Origin of the sequence: Pseudomonas sp. Irchel 3E13, from assembly GCF_900187455.1 — a bacterium.
In the GTDB taxonomy this organism is placed as follows: Bacteria; Pseudomonadota; Gammaproteobacteria; order Pseudomonadales; family Pseudomonadaceae; genus Aquipseudomonas.
In genome coordinates this window covers 32,402-48,592 of the sequence record NZ_FYDX01000012.1, presented here as the reverse complement: position 1 = coordinate 48,592, position 16,191 = coordinate 32,402, and the positions used below count along the sequence as shown (strand labels likewise).

The 16,191-nt window shown below is 52.6% G+C and carries 11 protein-coding genes; 5 read left to right on the top strand and 6 right to left on the bottom strand.

Going from position 1 to position 16,191, the window contains the following annotated elements; translation table 11 throughout:
• The first annotated feature begins 1 nt into the window (after window position 1).
• From traF to CKW37_RS21175, 3 genes are read left to right on the top strand one after another with little or no spacing between them, the layout of a single operon-like run.
• Entirely contained in the window at window positions 2-1,042 is a 1,041-nt protein-coding gene (gene traF / locus CKW37_RS21185; RefSeq protein WP_095158123.1) for a conjugal transfer protein TraF, read from the top strand.
• Entirely contained in the window at window positions 1,023-2,453 is a 1,431-nt protein-coding gene (locus CKW37_RS21180) for a conjugal transfer protein TraH (RefSeq protein ID WP_256587819.1), read from the top strand. Before traF ends, CKW37_RS21180 begins: the two co-directional genes overlap by 20 nt.
• A complete protein-coding gene (locus CKW37_RS21175) occupies window positions 2,453-6,115 on the top strand; it encodes a conjugal transfer protein TraG N-terminal domain-containing protein (RefSeq protein WP_095158119.1) in 3,663 nt (1,220 codons plus the stop codon). Before CKW37_RS21180 ends, CKW37_RS21175 begins: the two co-directional genes overlap by 1 nt.
• A 126-nt stretch (window positions 6,116-6,241) precedes the next feature.
• Here CKW37_RS21175 and CKW37_RS21170 read toward each other — a convergent pair whose 3' ends face one another.
• On the bottom strand, window positions 6,242-6,991 hold the full coding sequence (locus CKW37_RS21170; RefSeq protein ID WP_095158117.1) for a hypothetical protein: 750 nt from the start codon (window positions 6,989-6,991) through the stop codon (window positions 6,242-6,244).
• Between the two features lie 58 nt (window positions 6,992-7,049).
• Window positions 7,050-8,024, bottom strand: a complete 975-nt coding sequence (locus tag CKW37_RS21165) for a DNA replication terminus site-binding protein (protein ID WP_177454458.1) — start codon at window positions 8,022-8,024, stop codon at window positions 7,050-7,052.
• 721 nt (window positions 8,025-8,745) lie between these two features.
• On the opposite strand from CKW37_RS21165, the gene CKW37_RS21160 reads away from it, so the two are divergent.
• Complete coding sequence (locus CKW37_RS21160; protein ID WP_095158115.1) at window positions 8,746-9,669, top strand: hypothetical protein; 924 nt, start codon at window positions 8,746-8,748, stop codon at window positions 9,667-9,669.
• Complete coding sequence (locus CKW37_RS21155) at window positions 9,662-10,147, top strand: hypothetical protein (protein WP_095158113.1); 486 nt, start codon at window positions 9,662-9,664, stop codon at window positions 10,145-10,147. Before CKW37_RS21160 ends, CKW37_RS21155 begins: the two co-directional genes overlap by 8 nt.
• A gap of 1,496 nt (window positions 10,148-11,643) precedes the next feature.
• Here the strand turns inward: CKW37_RS21155 and CKW37_RS33740 are convergent.
• The 4 genes from CKW37_RS33740 to CKW37_RS21140 form a co-directional block, all read right to left on the bottom strand.
• Window positions 11,644-11,751, bottom strand: a complete 108-nt coding sequence (locus tag CKW37_RS33740) for a hypothetical protein (RefSeq protein WP_371864321.1) — start codon at window positions 11,749-11,751, stop codon at window positions 11,644-11,646.
• A 679-nt stretch (window positions 11,752-12,430) separates the two neighbouring features.
• Entirely contained in the window at window positions 12,431-13,546 is a 1,116-nt protein-coding gene (gene trfA / locus CKW37_RS21150) for a plasmid replication initiator TrfA (RefSeq protein WP_095158111.1), read from the bottom strand.
• 11 nt (window positions 13,547-13,557) lie between these two features.
• Complete coding sequence (locus CKW37_RS21145; RefSeq protein WP_095158109.1) at window positions 13,558-14,523, bottom strand: ParB/RepB/Spo0J family partition protein; 966 nt, start codon at window positions 14,521-14,523, stop codon at window positions 13,558-13,560.
• Window positions 14,523-15,329 (bottom strand): ParA family protein, encoded by an 807-nt coding sequence (locus CKW37_RS21140; RefSeq protein WP_095158107.1) that lies wholly within the window; start codon window positions 15,327-15,329, stop codon window positions 14,523-14,525. Before CKW37_RS21140 ends, CKW37_RS21145 begins: the two co-directional genes overlap by 1 nt.
• Between the last annotated feature and the right edge of the window lie 862 nt (window positions 15,330-16,191).

Below are 16,191 nucleotides of genomic sequence, written 5' to 3'. Positions count from 1 at the left end.
CATGCGACCTCCGATTCTCCTCATCACTATTGCGCTCGTGGCCATGGCTCAGATTGCCAGTGCTAACGACAGACCAGAAGACTCTTCTTTGCCCGCTGCTGGCGGCAGCAACTACTACAAGGGTAAGGCCGAGGGGTGGTTCTGGTACAAGGACCCACCTAAAGAAGAAGAGGAGCCGAAGAAAGAACTACCGCCGCCTCCCCCCCCTCCTCCTCCTCCCCCTCCCCCGGCGCCACCAGAGAAAGCTGAGCCTACAGCCCCTAAAGGGCCGGCAGTGTTCAGTGTGGCCTGGATCAAGAAGAACCTACCTAAGTACCGTGATCGGGCGATCGATAACCCTACAGATGAAAACGTCCAGGCCTATTACTACCTGCAGCGGGTGATGATGGACAAGGCGTCGAAGTTTTCTGAGGCTTCGTCTCGCGCCATCATGAAGGACCCCTTCCTGGATGAAGATAGCCGTCGTCCAGTAGCTACCTATGCCGCGAATGCTATGAATCGCGAAGTAACAGCAAATAAGGACAAGGTGCTTCGAGGCCTTGCCGACAAGGTAGGTCTCTTCTTCTTCTTCAAGTCCAACTGCATGCTCTGTGCCGAGCAGGCGAATGTTCTTCAGTCTCTGACCACCTCAACAGGGATAAACATTATCCCAATCTCTATTGATGGTGGGCCGCTCGATAACGATGCGTTTCCGGAGTATCGCATTGATGATGGCCAAGCAAAAAAGCTAGATGTTTTTCAAACACCTGCTTTGGCCCTGGCAATGCCTCCAAAGGAAACCGCCATTGTTGGCTACGGTGCAATCACACTGGATGTGTTGTTCAACCGGATTTTAATCGCGTCAAGAGACGCGGAGATTATCGATCACAAAACCTTTGCAAGTACTCAACCGTTCTTTGACAACGGGCTTCTCTCGATCGACGACTCTGACGGCGTTGATGAAGACCTTCTCAACGATCCGAAAAAATTTGTAGAGACTATGAAAGCAAAACTGGCTAGGAAGGCAATTGACGTGGAGGTGAATGATGCGACTGAACAGTAAATCGATGGTGTTGACATTTGCCATTGCCATGGCGCCGCTTGGAGTGCACGCCGACATCCAGTCACAACTCGACTCCATGTTCACATCCATGTCGAATACCACTGAGCCAGGCGCTTATGAAACTGCAACTCGTGGAGTGATTACGGGCGGCTCACTGCGTGTGCGTAATAAAATTTCAAATACCCCGATTGTCAACTTCCGCCCGCCTTCATTCCAAGCTGGATGCGGCGGCATTGACATGTTTGCTGGTTCGTTTTCGTTTATTAATGCGCAGCAATTTGTGCAGGCTTTGCGGTCTGTTGCTTCAAACGCTGTTGGTGTCGCCTCTGGCTATGCGTTCAAACTTGCGTTGAATGCAATGGGGCCAACAGTGCACAACGTGATTCAGAACCTTCAAGAGGTGATGCAGGACATCAACAGCTTGATGTCGAACTCGTGCCAATTGGCTCAGGGTCTAGTGACCGACGCCTTCAGCTCGTTCACCTCCAAAGAAACTATGCGCGCCGCTAATATCAACGTCACCGGCGGCATAGGCGATGCATTCTCTTCTATTATGCCAGGGAGCCTGACCTCGAAGTCACCTAAGGAACAGCAAAGTGATGCTGGTCTTTCGAAGTCATGTGAAGATGTGGGTAACGTCCTGTGGTGCGCAATGGCACAAAACGGCGCGAGAAGCTTCTTCACCTATGGCTCACGTCAAACCGATGAAATGATCATGTCCTTAACCGGCACAGTTCTGATCACTGCCCTTGAAGACGCCGATGATGGTAAAGGCAAGGTACCGGTAACTAAGAGGTTTGGGCCAACCTCTCTCACCCTTCAAGATGTAGTTGAAGGTCGCAAGCAGGATACCGTCACTATCTACGACTGCTCTGGTGATGAAGATACCTGCATGACCATGAAAACCCAGGAAATCGCTTTCGACGGGTTAGCCCAAAAAATACTTTTGGCATTCAACGGAAGTGCCAACTCTCCGGGGATTGTATACAAATGGGCAAATAACGCCGGCACCTTTAACGCTGAAGAAGTATCGATTATTGCAGCTCTCCAGAAGACTGGATTCTCAGGAATGATTCAGCGGATTGCACAGCATAGCGAATACATGGCGAAAGGATTTGTCAGCGCCCACTCCAGAATGTTGGCGCTTGAAGGTGCTCACTCTCTTGCGGACTCGTATATCACAGCCGCTGCTGATGTACTGCAGAGTGGCAAAATGGTTGATCAGCTTGGTGAAACCAGCAGAGACTTTATTTCCGACGCCCGTGTACGCCTAACGGCTGAGCATCAGGCCTTACTTTCAAAGTATGGCAACGAAAACGACATGGCGAAAGACTATCAGGTCAGGATGCAGATAATGCCGCCACCTAACTTCATCTCTACTATGGGTTCGAACCCGGTGAGGCCAAACTGATGGAATTCACGATCTACTCAACTGGCTCTGCTATTTACCTAGAAGAGATTTTGAACTCTGTTGCCATGATCTGTGGCACTGGTGATGTTGAGTCCCTTGCTAAAATCGGATTCCTGATTGGAGCCTTGCTGTTGGGCTTTCAAGCGGTTTTCAACAACACCGCAATCTCCTTCCAGAAGGTTCTTGTTTGTCTCATTCTTTATTTGGCCTTGTACGGCCCATCTGGTCGCGCAGTAATTGAAGATGTCTATAGTGGTGAGGTCGCAGTTGTCGATAATGTGCCTTTTGGTCCACTGGTAGTTGGCTCTATAGTTTCAAATATCGGATACAACATCACAAATATTTTTGAGCAGGCGTTTTCGACTCCGGCAATGACCAAATATGGGTTTGCTGATCCGATTGAGACCTTGATGAAAGTAAGGTCTGTGACCGGCAATCTCATGTCTATTCCGTCGTTTACGAATGGACTTGGCACTAACAAAAATCTTGTCAACTCCTGGTCAAATTATTATCGGGAATGCACCTTGCCGAGCCTCGGGACTGACCTGAGCGGATATGCCGATCTGTTCCGATCCAACGACCCTATCGGGGCATCACGCTTTAGCAGTGGCGTTTATTACACGCAGATTTTCGATGGAACACCTGGTGGCCGGACGCTCAATTGCTCTGACGCGCATACAGCTCTGGTCAACCTGACGGATTCCGCGACCGACGGCGTAATGGCAGAAATCGCGACGGCTGGTTTTAAACGCCCAGGAAAGAATGTCGACGCCGATGCAGTTACCTCTCGCATTGGTGACTCGCTCTATGCGCTAAACATGTCTGCGACCGATGCTCGCGCCTACACCATGGCGTCCATCCTCTATCCGATCTTCTTGCAGGCACCAGGCCAGAAGGCAGTGGAGGATCTGCAAGGGTCATATGGCGTGATGATGGGCCAGGCTATGGCCCAACAGAACACGCAATGGGCCGCTGAAGGGACTCAATTCACCAAGTACGTCCGGCCTTTCATGACCTTCTTCGAAGGTCTCATTTACGCCATTACACCGTTGATGGCGTTCCTGATCGCCATGGGTGGCTTCGGCATCAACTTGATCGGCAAATACCTAATGATGCTGGTCTGGATGATGTTATGGATGCCGGCGTTGGCGATTGTGAACCTCTACTCTATCTCCTCGACCGCAAGTGCGATGGAAGCCATCCTGCAGACGTCCTCGTTCGATGCCGGTGGTACTGGGGTATCGTTTGAGATGCTCAAGCAAATGACGCCAGCCTTGGAGCAGGCTATTGGCGTTGCGGGGTTGATGGCCTCCTCGATCCCAGCTATCTGCTTGTTCCTGGTAACCGGAGCGACAGTTGCAGCTTCGGGCATTGCAAGTCGGATGAATGGCTCTGATACGATCAACGAGAAGATTGCCGCCCCTGATGTCATTACACCCTCTGCAGCTCTGCAGACTACCCCGTACGCTTCCAGTGACTTCGACAAAGGTGTTCGAATCAACGGATCTGAGAATCAGAGGGGGAACATCAACATCGGCTCTATGCTGAGTGATACGGTGCAGAGCTCTCGAATGACGGCAGAAGGATCTTCACAGAGCTTCTCTCAACAACTCACAAGCACCCTTGGGCGGTCACTTGAGAACTCAAAATCCATTGGTGAGGCTGCCAATGTCGGTCATTCGCTTCAATCGTCGCTTGGCCTGGAGAACAACGCCGCATTCCAGCAGCAGTACAGCGCACTCCAGGCACAGGGTTACAGCACCAGTAACATTGATTCGGCCATTGCTGCGGTTTCGCTCAATGGCGGTGTGAACGGTAATGTTGGAGCGAAAGCTGGAGCTGGTGTTGACGGCATTCCTTCCGGTGCCAACGGATCAGTTTCGGCAGGGGCAGCACTTACTGGGGGGGCATCTGTAAGCAAAGCTGATCAGTCTACCCGCTCTGATGGCTCCTCTTATAACGATACCCTCTCGGCTGTGAAGTCTTCAGGTATTGGAGAGACTGTGAAAAGTGCACTTCAACGCACCGATGGCACTACTCTCGCCAAGAACTTCCAAAGTTCGGATCAATCAAAACTTTCGAGCGCTGATCAAGAAAGCCTTTCGCGATCAGCCCAGCAGACCATTAGTGATCAGGCTGCCTACCAGAAGGTCAGCGGCTTGGCCAATTCCTATGGCTATTCGGAGGACATGAAGCTTGACTCGCTCGCAGGCAAGCTCATCAATGAAGGCCGCGAGAGTGCTGTCGTAAACGATGCGATGAATAAGTACGGACCAGAGTATCAAGAAAACCAGAAAATGTTTGCTTCAACCATGCTTGACCCTAATCGAGCGAGTACCGCGGCCGCGTTGTATACCTTGGCCAAGAACCATGACTTCGACGCCTTAGCTGGTACAACGGTTGACTACAATAAAAACGCAAACCTCCAAGCGCCATCTGTTGGAAATCTCGAGGGGATAACCGGCAATGCAGGTCACAGAGTTAACGCTGAAGCGTTTGACTCCCAGTACCAGGATGCAAAGGCTGACGCTTTGACCAATGCCAACATCGGCCAGAAGCATGAGCGTAATCATGGCATCGTTAAAAACGATGGTGAGGTATACGCCAAGCAGGCACTCGATCCAATAGCCGACAGGGCCGCCGATCGCATCCGAAACAGCAGTAAAGAAGTCAATGACAAGGGCGAGTCATCTTACGGCATCCTTTCAGCGGCCTCTAATGGCATAGGCCAAATGGTTGGCACGCGTGCTTCACGTGATGATTACATGCACGAGGGGCAACAGTTGGGGTTGAATGAGGCTCAAGCAGACGTGTTCGCTGCTGCAAGATCTGGGGCTCTTACTGACAATTCAAAAGACCGCTGGGATCAATATGCCGACTCGGTGAACATGGACAAGCATTTGAGTGAGGGCATGTATAAACAGCTTGTTGAAGCTGGTTTGCATGATAATGGCTCTGGCGGCCACCTCTCGGACATCCTTACAGTTAATCAGCGTGACAATATTTCATCGGTCTCAAACGGTGTAGGCCAGGACGTTGGCGCCGGTGCTCCACGGCAAGACCACATGCGCGAAGGTAAACACTTTGCATCAACGTCGCCCTCTAACGGTATGGACCAAATGGTCGGAGCGCGTGCCTCACGAGAAGATAACAAGGGTGAAGGGCAACAGTTGGGATCGAGCTCCTTCTCAAACGGTATAGGCCAAACGGGTGAACCGCGTATTTCACGAGAAGATTTCATTCCCGAAGTGCAACATCTAGCGTTGAATCAACCCCAAGGGGCCCTGGCCGACAACTCAATTGAGCGGTTTGATCAACCGGAAACCTTTGCAGAGAATCACCAGGGAAATCTTGGACCGGTCTCCACCGGTGTAGACCAAATGGTCGGAGCGCATTCTACACGAGATGACTTTATGCACGAGGGGCAGCGGTTTGGCTTGAATGAAGCTCAATCCGATGTGTTTGCTGCTGCTAGATCTGGATCTCTTAATGGCAATTCTAAAGAGCGCTGGGACCATTATGCCGATTCGGCGAACATGGATAGGGCTCAGAGTGATGGCATGTATAAACAGCTTGTTGATGCTGGTCTACATGACAATGGTTCTGGCGATCACCTCTCGGACATCCTGAAAGCGAGTAAACGCGACAATATCGGGCATTAAGGTTTCTGTGTAACAGGCTGCCCCTGGCTTAGCCTGGGGCGCTCAGGCCTTCAGACCCTTCTGGCTTTACCTTTTGTCCAATTTCTGACGACCAACCAAAAAACCGGCCTCGAGGCCGGTTTTTGTTTACAGCAGATTTTTTATCGTCTGGGTAATGTCATTGCCAACTGTTACTTTGTACAGATTGTAATCCTCAGTCTCCATCGGCATAACTTCAAAGTCGTCTTGCAGTGCATTGTTTCTTACTGCCCTGTCGTTTGCGCCCAGCAAGCTCAGTGCCGACCCGGCCATGAAGATGGTCGCACCGACAAACAGCACCAGAAAGCCGATCGCTGGTCCATACACCGTGTTGAGCACACAGAACATGCTCAAACCTCCAACGGTGTAGATTGGAACGCGCGTGCCTGCATTTTTGCCGTGGGTAAGGTGCAACGCCCCGGACGCCACCACTACCACCAACGCGAAATAGGCAAACAGCTCCCACCCTAGAGGAAGCGTCTTACTCGTGCCGACCAGGACGCCAGCAAAGGCAAGCGAGACAGTTACCAGGTGCTTGAACGTCCACGCAGCGCCGGCGTCACGAATGCCCTCCTCTATCTCCCACATTTTTTGGATCGGTGCCGGCAACTTTGGGCGCTGCGCCAGTTCAGCGATGAGGTCGACCACGTTCACGGCATAGGCAGCATGCTCTTGTGTAGGGTTCTGAGCCCGGGCCACCCGATTAAGCGCTTTGAGGGCCTTGGCTAAGTCGTCAGGTGCATTCCGCAAGGCATCCGTATTAAAGCTGTCCAGGGTGATCGTCTCAGGCGGCAGTCCCATGTAGCCTTCGACCAGCGCCTCAGCACGTTTCACCTCTGCCTGAATGATTATCTTCATCCCGTGTTCTCCCTTTTGATGAATACATCCTACCGCACCTGCAGAATGTGCAACCCCCTCACTGGTTCGTGTAGGTCTGGCCGGCCAAGCGATACGTCGACGCGACTTCTTGCCGATTTTGTGCCCCATCACGCTCAACCTGGTTGGGACTGACCTTTTCAGTGGGGAGGTATATGTCCCGCCCTGTCAGAACTTCCTGCCGTGATTTCTCATCCACTCGCTTCGCCCGCCGCTTCTGACGATCGAAGCATTTGAGTCCGCTGACCTTAGGGGGCGTTTCTCCGGCTAACACGAACACCGGAAGGTTGGCCTTGATCATTGCGTCCCATCGAGCACTCCCCGAAAGCCACACCATGCACCTTGGATGGGGGGCTACTACTTTGTGCTTGATCAGGACCTGGTCCTCCGCCAGGTGAACGATCGAGCTGAGGTCGAAATACTCTGGGGTTTTTTCAAGGGGAATGTCTTCGGCGCCGGCGCGGATTTCTGCTTTGGCTTGGAGCTGGGCCCGAATTTTCGCGACGGTCACCCTTTCGTTACCTGGTGAATGCCCGGCCCAGGTGAAGGTAAGTTTGCGGGTCGTTCCGTCGAAGGCATGAATGGAGCGCTTCAACTGGTTCGTATTGAACCCGGCACCGAGTGCGCGCCGCATGATCCGCGGCCGCATTTCTGGCGTGAGGTTCTGCTCGAGGCGCTCCGCCTCTATAGCGTCGACCAGCATCTGCTTGCATGTATTGATCGCGAGCACGTGCTCGAGAACCGAGTTGGCCACGATGAAATAGCCAGGCAAGCGCATCACGGTTCCTGGAGCCTGACCCAAGTCGCGTTCAAAGGCGCCAAATGCATCAGTGGCCAAGCTGATAGCCCGGGCTCCCGTCACTTCCTCGACCTGCAGTATGTCGGGGGTCTTCTGCTCGTTGAGTAGCGGCACAAGATAGACAGCACCATCGACCACCAGCGGGGGCCATGCTTCGTTGAACACCCTTACGGCAGATGCTAGGGCTTGGTATGCATACTGGATACGTTCGTACATGGGGCCTCCTTTGATTGCGCACGCATTATACCACCCCTGCATGGCTTTGCCATTTGTACCCAACCGATCTACCTCATACAACCGCACCTTCCCATTGGCCGCTTCTCCCTCACATACACCTACCTTCCTTTTACCTCCCTCTTCCCTTACATCGCGCTGCGCGCGGGTCGACCAGGGTGGGGGGTGAACTCATCCCTTGCTTTTGAGGGTTTAATGCCTGGCGGGGCTCCTGAGGCGGTCACAGCGGGGGTTGCCGTTATGGGATGGCGCAGGATGGGCACGTGATGCAGTTCCTTGTGCACAGGGGTGGTATAAAAGTGTTCTTTCTCTGTGCGTTCCTCGCCCGATTGTCGTCCCTTTGTCGATTGCATTTTCCTGCGTCCATTGGTGGCCCAGGTGGCGTTGTCATGTTGGTTGCCCTGGCTCCTGGGCCTCACCTCACTGCGCATCAAAAGTTCATCACCTGTCTCCTCATATCTAAGGTCGAGTGCCGCGTATTCCCGCTTTCATTTCTGCGGACCTTCTGTGGTCGGGTATCCCTATGGCGGCCCTGGCGCCACCGGTGGCTCGATCGACCATGTATTGGGCTACCGCTATTTCTCTGGCCGAGCGGTACCGGATGGCTCGCATGCTTTCGCTCCATTTCAATGTATGTTTGTATGTTTGTATGTTTGTATGTTTGTTTCTATAATGTCCCCACCCTTTTTCATGGAGTTCGCTCATGCGCGAATCCTCGATCACGATCGAAGACGTCCTCACCGCGGGTCGTGCTATCCAGGCCGCTGGTCGGGCTGTCACGGCCTATTCCTTGAGAATGCAGATTGGGAGTGGTCGTTCTGATCGGCTCTTTCGCCTCTGGACTGAGCATGGGCTTGCTCAGAATGGTGAGGCTGGTGGATCCATTTTGCCCGCACGAGCGAACGACTTGATCGCCACGCACCTGAAGAAGACTCAAGCTGCCTTGAGCTCGGTGTTGCTTGAACTCTGTAGCGTTCTGGAGCACGACAGCCGTTCAGTTGTGCTTGCTGAGCTTGAATCCCTCCGCGGAACTGTTGATCAGCAACAGGTTGCATTGGCGGACGCACAAATTTTGGTGAGCCGTCTCGAGCAACGTAATGAGGAACTGGAGGAGCTGCTGGAACAATCGGAGCAAGACCGAACTGAGCTGCGGGCTTGTGTTGACGGGTTGAAGGCGACCGTCGAAAAAGATTCTTCTGCACTGCTTGAGCTGACTCAAAAATTTGATAAAGCCGCTGATGCAACGGCTGCAATATCTGCGAAGTTTGAGGATGGCCAGGTTGCGCTGGGGAAGGCTGAGGCTGAGAACATTGCACTGCGGGAGAGGGTTGAAGGGCTTTTGCAAGCCGGTGTGCAGAAGGAGAGTCAGTTGCTGGATGCTCGCCGTGATGCTCAGGGCTCACGAGAGCGAGAGGCCATTGTGAATGGTCAACTGCTCCAGCTGCAGCGTGATCGTGATGATGATCTTCTCCACATAACCAGGCTGCGTGTTGACCTGAGTGCTTCCGAAGCAAAGGCCATCCAGGGCCAAGCAGAAGCTGAGGTTTATAGAGCCCAACTTGCGGCACTCAATGAGCGGTTAGGTTTGATCGTCCCATTGAACAATTCAGGAGGTGACGATGACTGACTCATCCTATGACGGTTTTCATGTTTACGGCGGGTCTTGTGCTTTGAAATTTGAGCTCGGCAAGAATGCAGCCGGTGAAACGGTCCTGTGCATTGACGGTGCTAACAAAGGAGGTGAGTCCTTCGATTGGGCGGACAAGCTGATCTTCCAGGTGACTCCAAGGGAGACAACCTTATTCCTATGTGCGGTGATGGGCCTGGTGCCCTCCTTCGAAGCGGCAAACCACGGCTCAAAGCGGTCGAAGTCGCTTACGTTGAAGAATCAGCTCGACAAGGGTGTGCTGTTCCTAAAGATGCAGGCGCCTAAGCGATCGGTTCTCGTGCCGATCACACCGGACAAAGTGTTCGAGCTTGGGTGCCTGACAATGCGTGTTCTGTCAGCCCAGGTTAGTCTCGACCCTGCCACGTGCCTGACGATGCTGCGTGCTACTGCAGCCCGCTTCTATCATCACAAAGCCCAGGTGGGCAGTGCCGGTTAAGAGCGGTTAAACAACTGTTAGAAGCGGTTAAGGGGCTTAGCAATATCGCTCAAGGCCTTGTTTTACAAGGCTTTCAGCCTAATGACTGTTACCTCACTATGAGGTTTTTTTACCTGATTATGAGGTAACTGTACCTCACTATGAGGTAACTGTACCTGATCATGAGGTAAGCGCTCATTATTCCATCGAAACAACCTTATGAAATACCAATAAGTCATTGATTAATAAGGATTTCTCTATTTTTTCCTGTTATCTGATTTTGGGGTAAAACTATCTGACTATGGGGTATTCTCTGAGGCAGCTTTCTCAACCTACCATAAGTCTTTGATTTACAAGGTAAAAATACCTTTCTAGGCTCGTTGCTATTCCTGTGGCGTCTCGGCAGGCCCCGTAACTGATTTTGGGGTAAAAAAGTTCGACATATTAAGGTGCTGGGCTAGCTATGAGTGGTGTATTCGCCCTGATTCCAGGGTTCTGAACGGTGCTACAGCAGGCGTTGTAGCGCTTTTTAACGAATTTTTGCTGTTTTTTTTCGCGCCTTATGAGCGCGTTTTTACTGCGGTTTTCTGTTTTTTTACCCCTTGGTTAGCTCCACGGTTTTTGCACTCGACCTGTTCGTACCCCTTAGTCAGTTCATGGCACATGCCGATTTACCCCTAAGTCAGGTAGCAGTTTGATGCTCAGAAGACACCACTGACCCTCAAAGCTTGTTCCCATTGCGTGGCATCATGTGTCGATTTTGATCTTGCATCGTTGGTTGATACATTGGGCGTCGACTTGAGCTGTAGTACGACCAGGCCCCCCGCACTGGCTGTAGTAGGCAGGCCCACGTCAGCCAGTGCAGGCCATTTCTCGCCGGCGGGACGCCCCCCTCCTCCACCGAAATTCCGCAGGTCACCAGCGTTGAGCTGTCATCCAACAGTTTGGGTTGGCCAGGCGTTGGTCCACGGCAAGGCGCACCAGGCCTCCGATCGTCCACGATCAATAAATTTGGTTTGGCATAACAGGCCATCGATTTGGCGATGCGATCGTTAAAGTGGGTAAAGCCAGTTTCTCCTACAGGCGGACAGGTGCAGGTATCTTGCAGTAGCCGAAGCTGCTGGCCTTGTGGGGCAGTAGCGAGCAGGCGAGTTTTGTTCGGCATATGAATGCCTTGTCTGGCATTGAGGCCTGCGGTTGTCGACGAATTCCGTGCAAAACGTTGTGGCGCAGCCGAGCGGCTCTCAAGTGAATCGTTTCGCGTTCGTCTCTGCGATCTGTCAGCTTGCATGCCTGGCCGCGGTATTCGAGGATGTTGGTAAATGACACCTGCGGTACTGCACCTGGTTTGTCCTGGCCAGGGTGATTAGGCGCTGTGTTGTCCATCCGGCTTGTTCTTGATAACTCCTGGCCATGTGCTCTGTTTGTGCGGTGGCCACCTCTCTGTAGTAAGCGCAGATTCTCGGGGTGTAAGCACTTGACGGGGCTGGCCCTGAGCCGCACCTCGAGTAGTTGCTTCACAAATGGTCGGGCGCCGAGTAGAAGTGGCCATCGACCGCGACGTTGTAGTCGACTTGGACGCGTACCTTTTCCCATTCGTGTAGACGTAGGGTGTGCTTTGGCAGCGCCGGCTGGTCTAGGTCCTCAAGGGCTCAGCCTCCTAAGCTGGGCAGCCTTTGAAGTACTCGCCATCGAGCCCGCACTGCCAGGATCCAGCGTTCAACGACCTGGACGCAGTCTTCGACCTTGGCTTTGTCTCTGGTTCTTCGTGAGTCATCAGGCAATATCTCGACGCCGTATGCCCGGGCAAGTTGCGACAACAGGGTTCGTAGCGATGAGCCTTACTCACGCCACTGCGTCGATAGTTCGGTACCAGGATCTGCAATGTGGCGCCCAGAAAAGCGATACAGCTAACGTGCAAGCGCAGTCCGTCAGGCGATCTTTGCGACCAACTGATCCGGCGAATGCGTAGCTGGACTCGCCGAGGACGGCTACGAAAATCTGGTTCTGAGGGATCTCCCCGGTTCGCCAGTCAAAACGGGTGCGATCAGTGATCTGCCGGCGCTGTGCTTCTGGGCATGACCACGTCCACCATGGCGCTCCAGAGACAGTAGCGCTCGCGGAACCTGTTGTACTAGATTGAGGAAGATCTAAAGGCGGGAATGGCAGTCGATACAACGGCAAATTGGAAATATTGTTGGGTCACTGAAGTCCGCCGGCGGCGGATCTGAAAGCAATCTTCTGCAGTCGAATCGCGGTATTGATGGTTTTCTTGATGCATTTTTTGTGGTGAAAAACCGCCAACTAGGTGGCGGTTTTTTTGGATAGTCCTTTGTTTCTTTCGACCGTCACCTTGCCTGATCGGTCGCAATGCGCTTCTTTTAAAAAGCCCACCGTAACGAGTTCGTTTAGCGCCTCCTTGACCATCTGCCTTGCCTTTCCTGGCGTGGATACCTTTGATCCAGCATGCTTTAGAAGGGTCTCTGCGTGAAGGGCGTATGGTTCGCTGTGAGATGCGTAGAACCCATGCAGCCACTTGGCAAGGTTTCCGGGTAAAGCCATGCGCTGTTGCCACTCTAAGCGAGTGCTATAGAACCCACTACCGAACAGCGTTGCGATTTCAGGCTCAAGTTCAACCGTCCACTCGTCATCACCCCGCTTACCAGGCGTATCGAAGCCTTCGGTGTATTCAAATTTCCGTACTAGCGAAAGGAAGACGCCCTTGGCCAGTCGCTCGGAGTGAAACTGAACTGCTGTTGCTTTCAATCTTGTGAGAATGGTCATAAGCCGTGCAGTGTGTTTCACGCCGTATGGCCATTTCAGGTCTTTCTTCATCTGAGCTGGACTGAAACGAATTGGCGTTCCAAGCTCCTGGAGACGGGCGAGATGAAGCACCTGCAACCACACATCCAGGTCGTCCTGCCTCAACTCTTCACCGGTATAAAATACCTTCGAGTTTCCGTAGCTTGAGACCTCGTACGCTTTCAACTGTTCTCTTTTGACGTTGCGGTTTCTTGCTGTGAATAGAGCACAGCGTAACGCTTCGTTTGGTGCTTCCCTGAGCTCTTCCGCCCATTTGCTCAACCGTTTCTCAGCATTCTCCTGTGCTTCTTGTGCTCTTTTCTGGGCAGCTTTTAATCCATCACCCTGACGCCTTGGTGTCGGTTCGGCCGCTTTTTTCACGTCGGGCGCCGAACCTGCCGAATGTGCACCAGTACTGCGGTTTCTTTCATCTTGGTCAGCTCCGAAGGGCATGGAAGAATCTTCCGTGAGCTCAGCTGCTTTGTTGGCAGCTTCAGCTCGGCGGCGAGCCGCCTTAAGGCCGTGGCCTGGTTTGGGGGGACTGCTCCCCTCCACTTCGCCAATCTGGTTGGCGAAGAGATCCCCATTGGTTGGCTCATCCGGTTTCGTGTCTTTCACACCTGGGTCTCCTATGCCGATTTGAGGCTAACTAGGAATTCTTCAATTTTTCGAATTTGCTCATCTGATAGTTCAGCTCGAACCAGCTTCACCTCATAGAATTTTTTGGTTAGCTTCGACTGCCCCAGAGTTGTCTCTCCGTATTTAATCTGTTTACTTTCTGAGGAGGACTTTGCAGTTGCGAATTTTTTTTCAAGTAATTTCGCAAGATTTCTAATCGGAGCACCCTTCGACATACCAGCTTGAAGAATCGTAATTAGTGCTTTCTCAAGTGATTCCTTAGGATGCCCTGCATTTACCTTTTCGTTGATGATTCTTACAGTTCGCTCTGCAGTTGCTGCTGTGATTAAAGCAGGTTTTTTATCCAGCAGGGTATTTACCGCTTCTGGCAAGTTCTCAAACGCCATGAACCGGTAGTATGTTGACGAGGTCATCGAGAATTCTTCATGGGTGGTGCTTGTGCTGCCGAAAAGTCTCCGATGTCGAATCATTCCCCAAGCGTTTTCGTAGTCAGTTAAGTCTGTGCGGCCCTTATTCTCACCGATTGCTCTTTGTGAGCTTTCGCGATCGGTAATGTTGACCACGTGAGCCATGATGCGAGTTTTGCCAAGCTTTTTATGAGCTCTTAGTCGGCACTCGCCTGAAACGAGCTGATAGCGATTATCAGCAGCTGGTCGTACTTCGATAGGGTTAATCAACCCTTGCTCATCGATGAGCTGTGCCAGCTCATCGATACCATCAAAGACTTTGCGTGGTTGGTATGGATTTGGGTCGATAAGGGATACGTCGATTGGTCGTGCTATCCAGCTTTCTGCTTCAACTACTGAGGCCTCTTCGATGTTTTGTCGGTGGAGCGTCAGGTTGGCACTAAGTGATCCCGTAAGCTGATCTGTTAACGATGGGCGCTTCACTCTAGCCTCAGGGTTTTTGGTGCTAGTTTTTCGCGTCGGCTTTGAAGGCGCAATTGCTCCCGTCATTATTTAGACCCTCCTGTCGCTTCGGCCACGTAAGCTGCAAGTTCTACATACTGTTTCGTCACTTTGTTGTTTCGATCTAGCATGCGCAAGCTTCTGCTGATTGCAATCGATTGATTGACTTTGCTTGTCTGGGAAATCCTCACCGGGACCACAGTTCCAAACATGCTGATCGCGTCGCGCTCATTGTCCTGGCAAAGTGTGAGACGCGAATCATGTTTGACTAATAGGGCTCCCAGAAAACTTAACTCTGGATTGATTTTCTTGATTCGATTGATCCTTTCTTGAAGATCAGCGAGCCCATACAAACCATAAGCAGCCCCTGACTCCACTGGGATGATGTAATGAGTCGCTGCGGCTAGAGCGTTCATTGTCAGCAAGCCAAGATTTGGTGGGCAGTCCAAAATAATGTAGTCAACTACACCAACTAGCGGAGCAATTCGTGCTTTGAGGACCTCGTTAGGGCGAGGGTCTTCTTGCTTAATAATATCTGGAACGGTCTCAAGGCTGAGTGAGCCATAGATCAAGGTCACTCCTTCAATTTGGGTATCTTCGTACAGAAATGCTTTGAGATCGGCGGTAGGATTCACCAGAAGTTCTGCAAGGTTAAACGTGATTTTCGCCGGGTGGTCTAGGCCGATATGCTTTGAGGCATTTGCCTGGGGGTCCATATCGATCAGAACGACTGTGTTGCGCTCATTAAGTTGAGCCAGGTTGTCACAGAGGTTGATCGAGGTGGTTGTCTTCGTTACGCCGCCCTTGTGGTTGGCGATGGCGATAATCTTCGTTTTAACGACACGTTGTGCCATTGCTTGCTCCTTAAGAGGTCCAGGTTCACACCTGTCATACATCATTTTTCTATTATGCAATATTCAAGAGGCGCCTACCTTGAAATTTTGTCTTTTTTTGGGTGTTTCGTTTTTAGACTGATCCGTAAATTCTTGGAGTGTAGCCGCGAAATTCTCTTGTCACGTGTGGTTTTGCCCCGGAGATGATCGTTACGGGCCATTTATCATCGGTGACGCGCTGTTACCAGGGCATTCCCACGATGGGAATGGGAGCTGCACGTGCCCTCCCCGTCGACCCCGTCGATGCCCTCTTGCTGAGATGAACGGCCTCCAGGGCTGCCGGCGATGGCCGCGGCCTGTTCCGGTATCGATGGCCTCATCGAGCAGCCTGCCCGGCCCACCATCCAGCATTATTGACCTGGCGCTGCCAGGGTATTCCCACGATGGGAATGGGAGCTGCACGTGCCCTCCCCGCCGACCCCGTCGATGCCCTCTTGCTGAGATGAACGGCCTCCAGGGCTGCCGGCGATGGCCGCGGCCTGTTCCGGTATCGATGGCCTCATCGAGCAGCCTGCCCGGCCCACCATCCAGCATTATTGACCTGGCGCTGCCAGGGTATTCCCACGATGGGAATGGGAGCTGCACGTGCCCTCCCCGCCGACCCCGTCGATACCCTCTTGCTGAGATGGACGGCCCCCAGGGCTGCCGGCGATGGCCGCGGCCTGTTCCGGTATCGATGGCCTCATCGAGCAGCCGGCCCGGCCCACCATCCAGCATTATTGACCTGGCGCTGCCAGGGTATTCCCACGATGGGAATGGGAGCTGCACGTGCCCTCCCCGCCGACCCCGTCGATACCCTCTTGCTGAGATGGACGGCCCCCAG

Bases quoted from the DNA above. Each gene is read 5' to 3' on its own strand.
- CKW37_RS21155 (WP_095158113.1), top strand. From the start codon at position 9,662: ATGACTGACTCATCCTATGACGGTTTTCATGTTTACGGCGGGTCTTGT.
- traF (WP_095158123.1), top strand. From the start codon at position 2: ATGCGACCTCCGATTCTCCTCATCACTATTGCGCTCGTGGCCATGGCT.
- CKW37_RS21175 (WP_095158119.1), top strand. From the start codon at position 2,453: ATGGAATTCACGATCTACTCAACTGGCTCTGCTATTTACCTAGAAGAG.
- CKW37_RS21140 (WP_095158107.1), bottom strand. From the start codon at position 15,329: ATGGCACAACGTGTCGTTAAAACGAAGATTATCGCCATCGCCAACCAC.
- CKW37_RS21165 (WP_177454458.1), bottom strand. From the start codon at position 8,024: ATGTACGAACGTATCCAGTATGCATACCAAGCCCTAGCATCTGCCGTA.
- CKW37_RS21145 (WP_095158109.1), bottom strand. From the start codon at position 14,523: ATGACGGGAGCAATTGCGCCTTCAAAGCCGACGCGAAAAACTAGCACC.
- CKW37_RS21180 (WP_256587819.1), top strand. From the start codon at position 1,023: ATGATGCGACTGAACAGTAAATCGATGGTGTTGACATTTGCCATTGCC.
- CKW37_RS21170 (WP_095158117.1), bottom strand. From the start codon at position 6,991: ATGAAGATAATCATTCAGGCAGAGGTGAAACGTGCTGAGGCGCTGGTC.
- CKW37_RS21160 (WP_095158115.1), top strand. From the start codon at position 8,746: ATGCGCGAATCCTCGATCACGATCGAAGACGTCCTCACCGCGGGTCGT.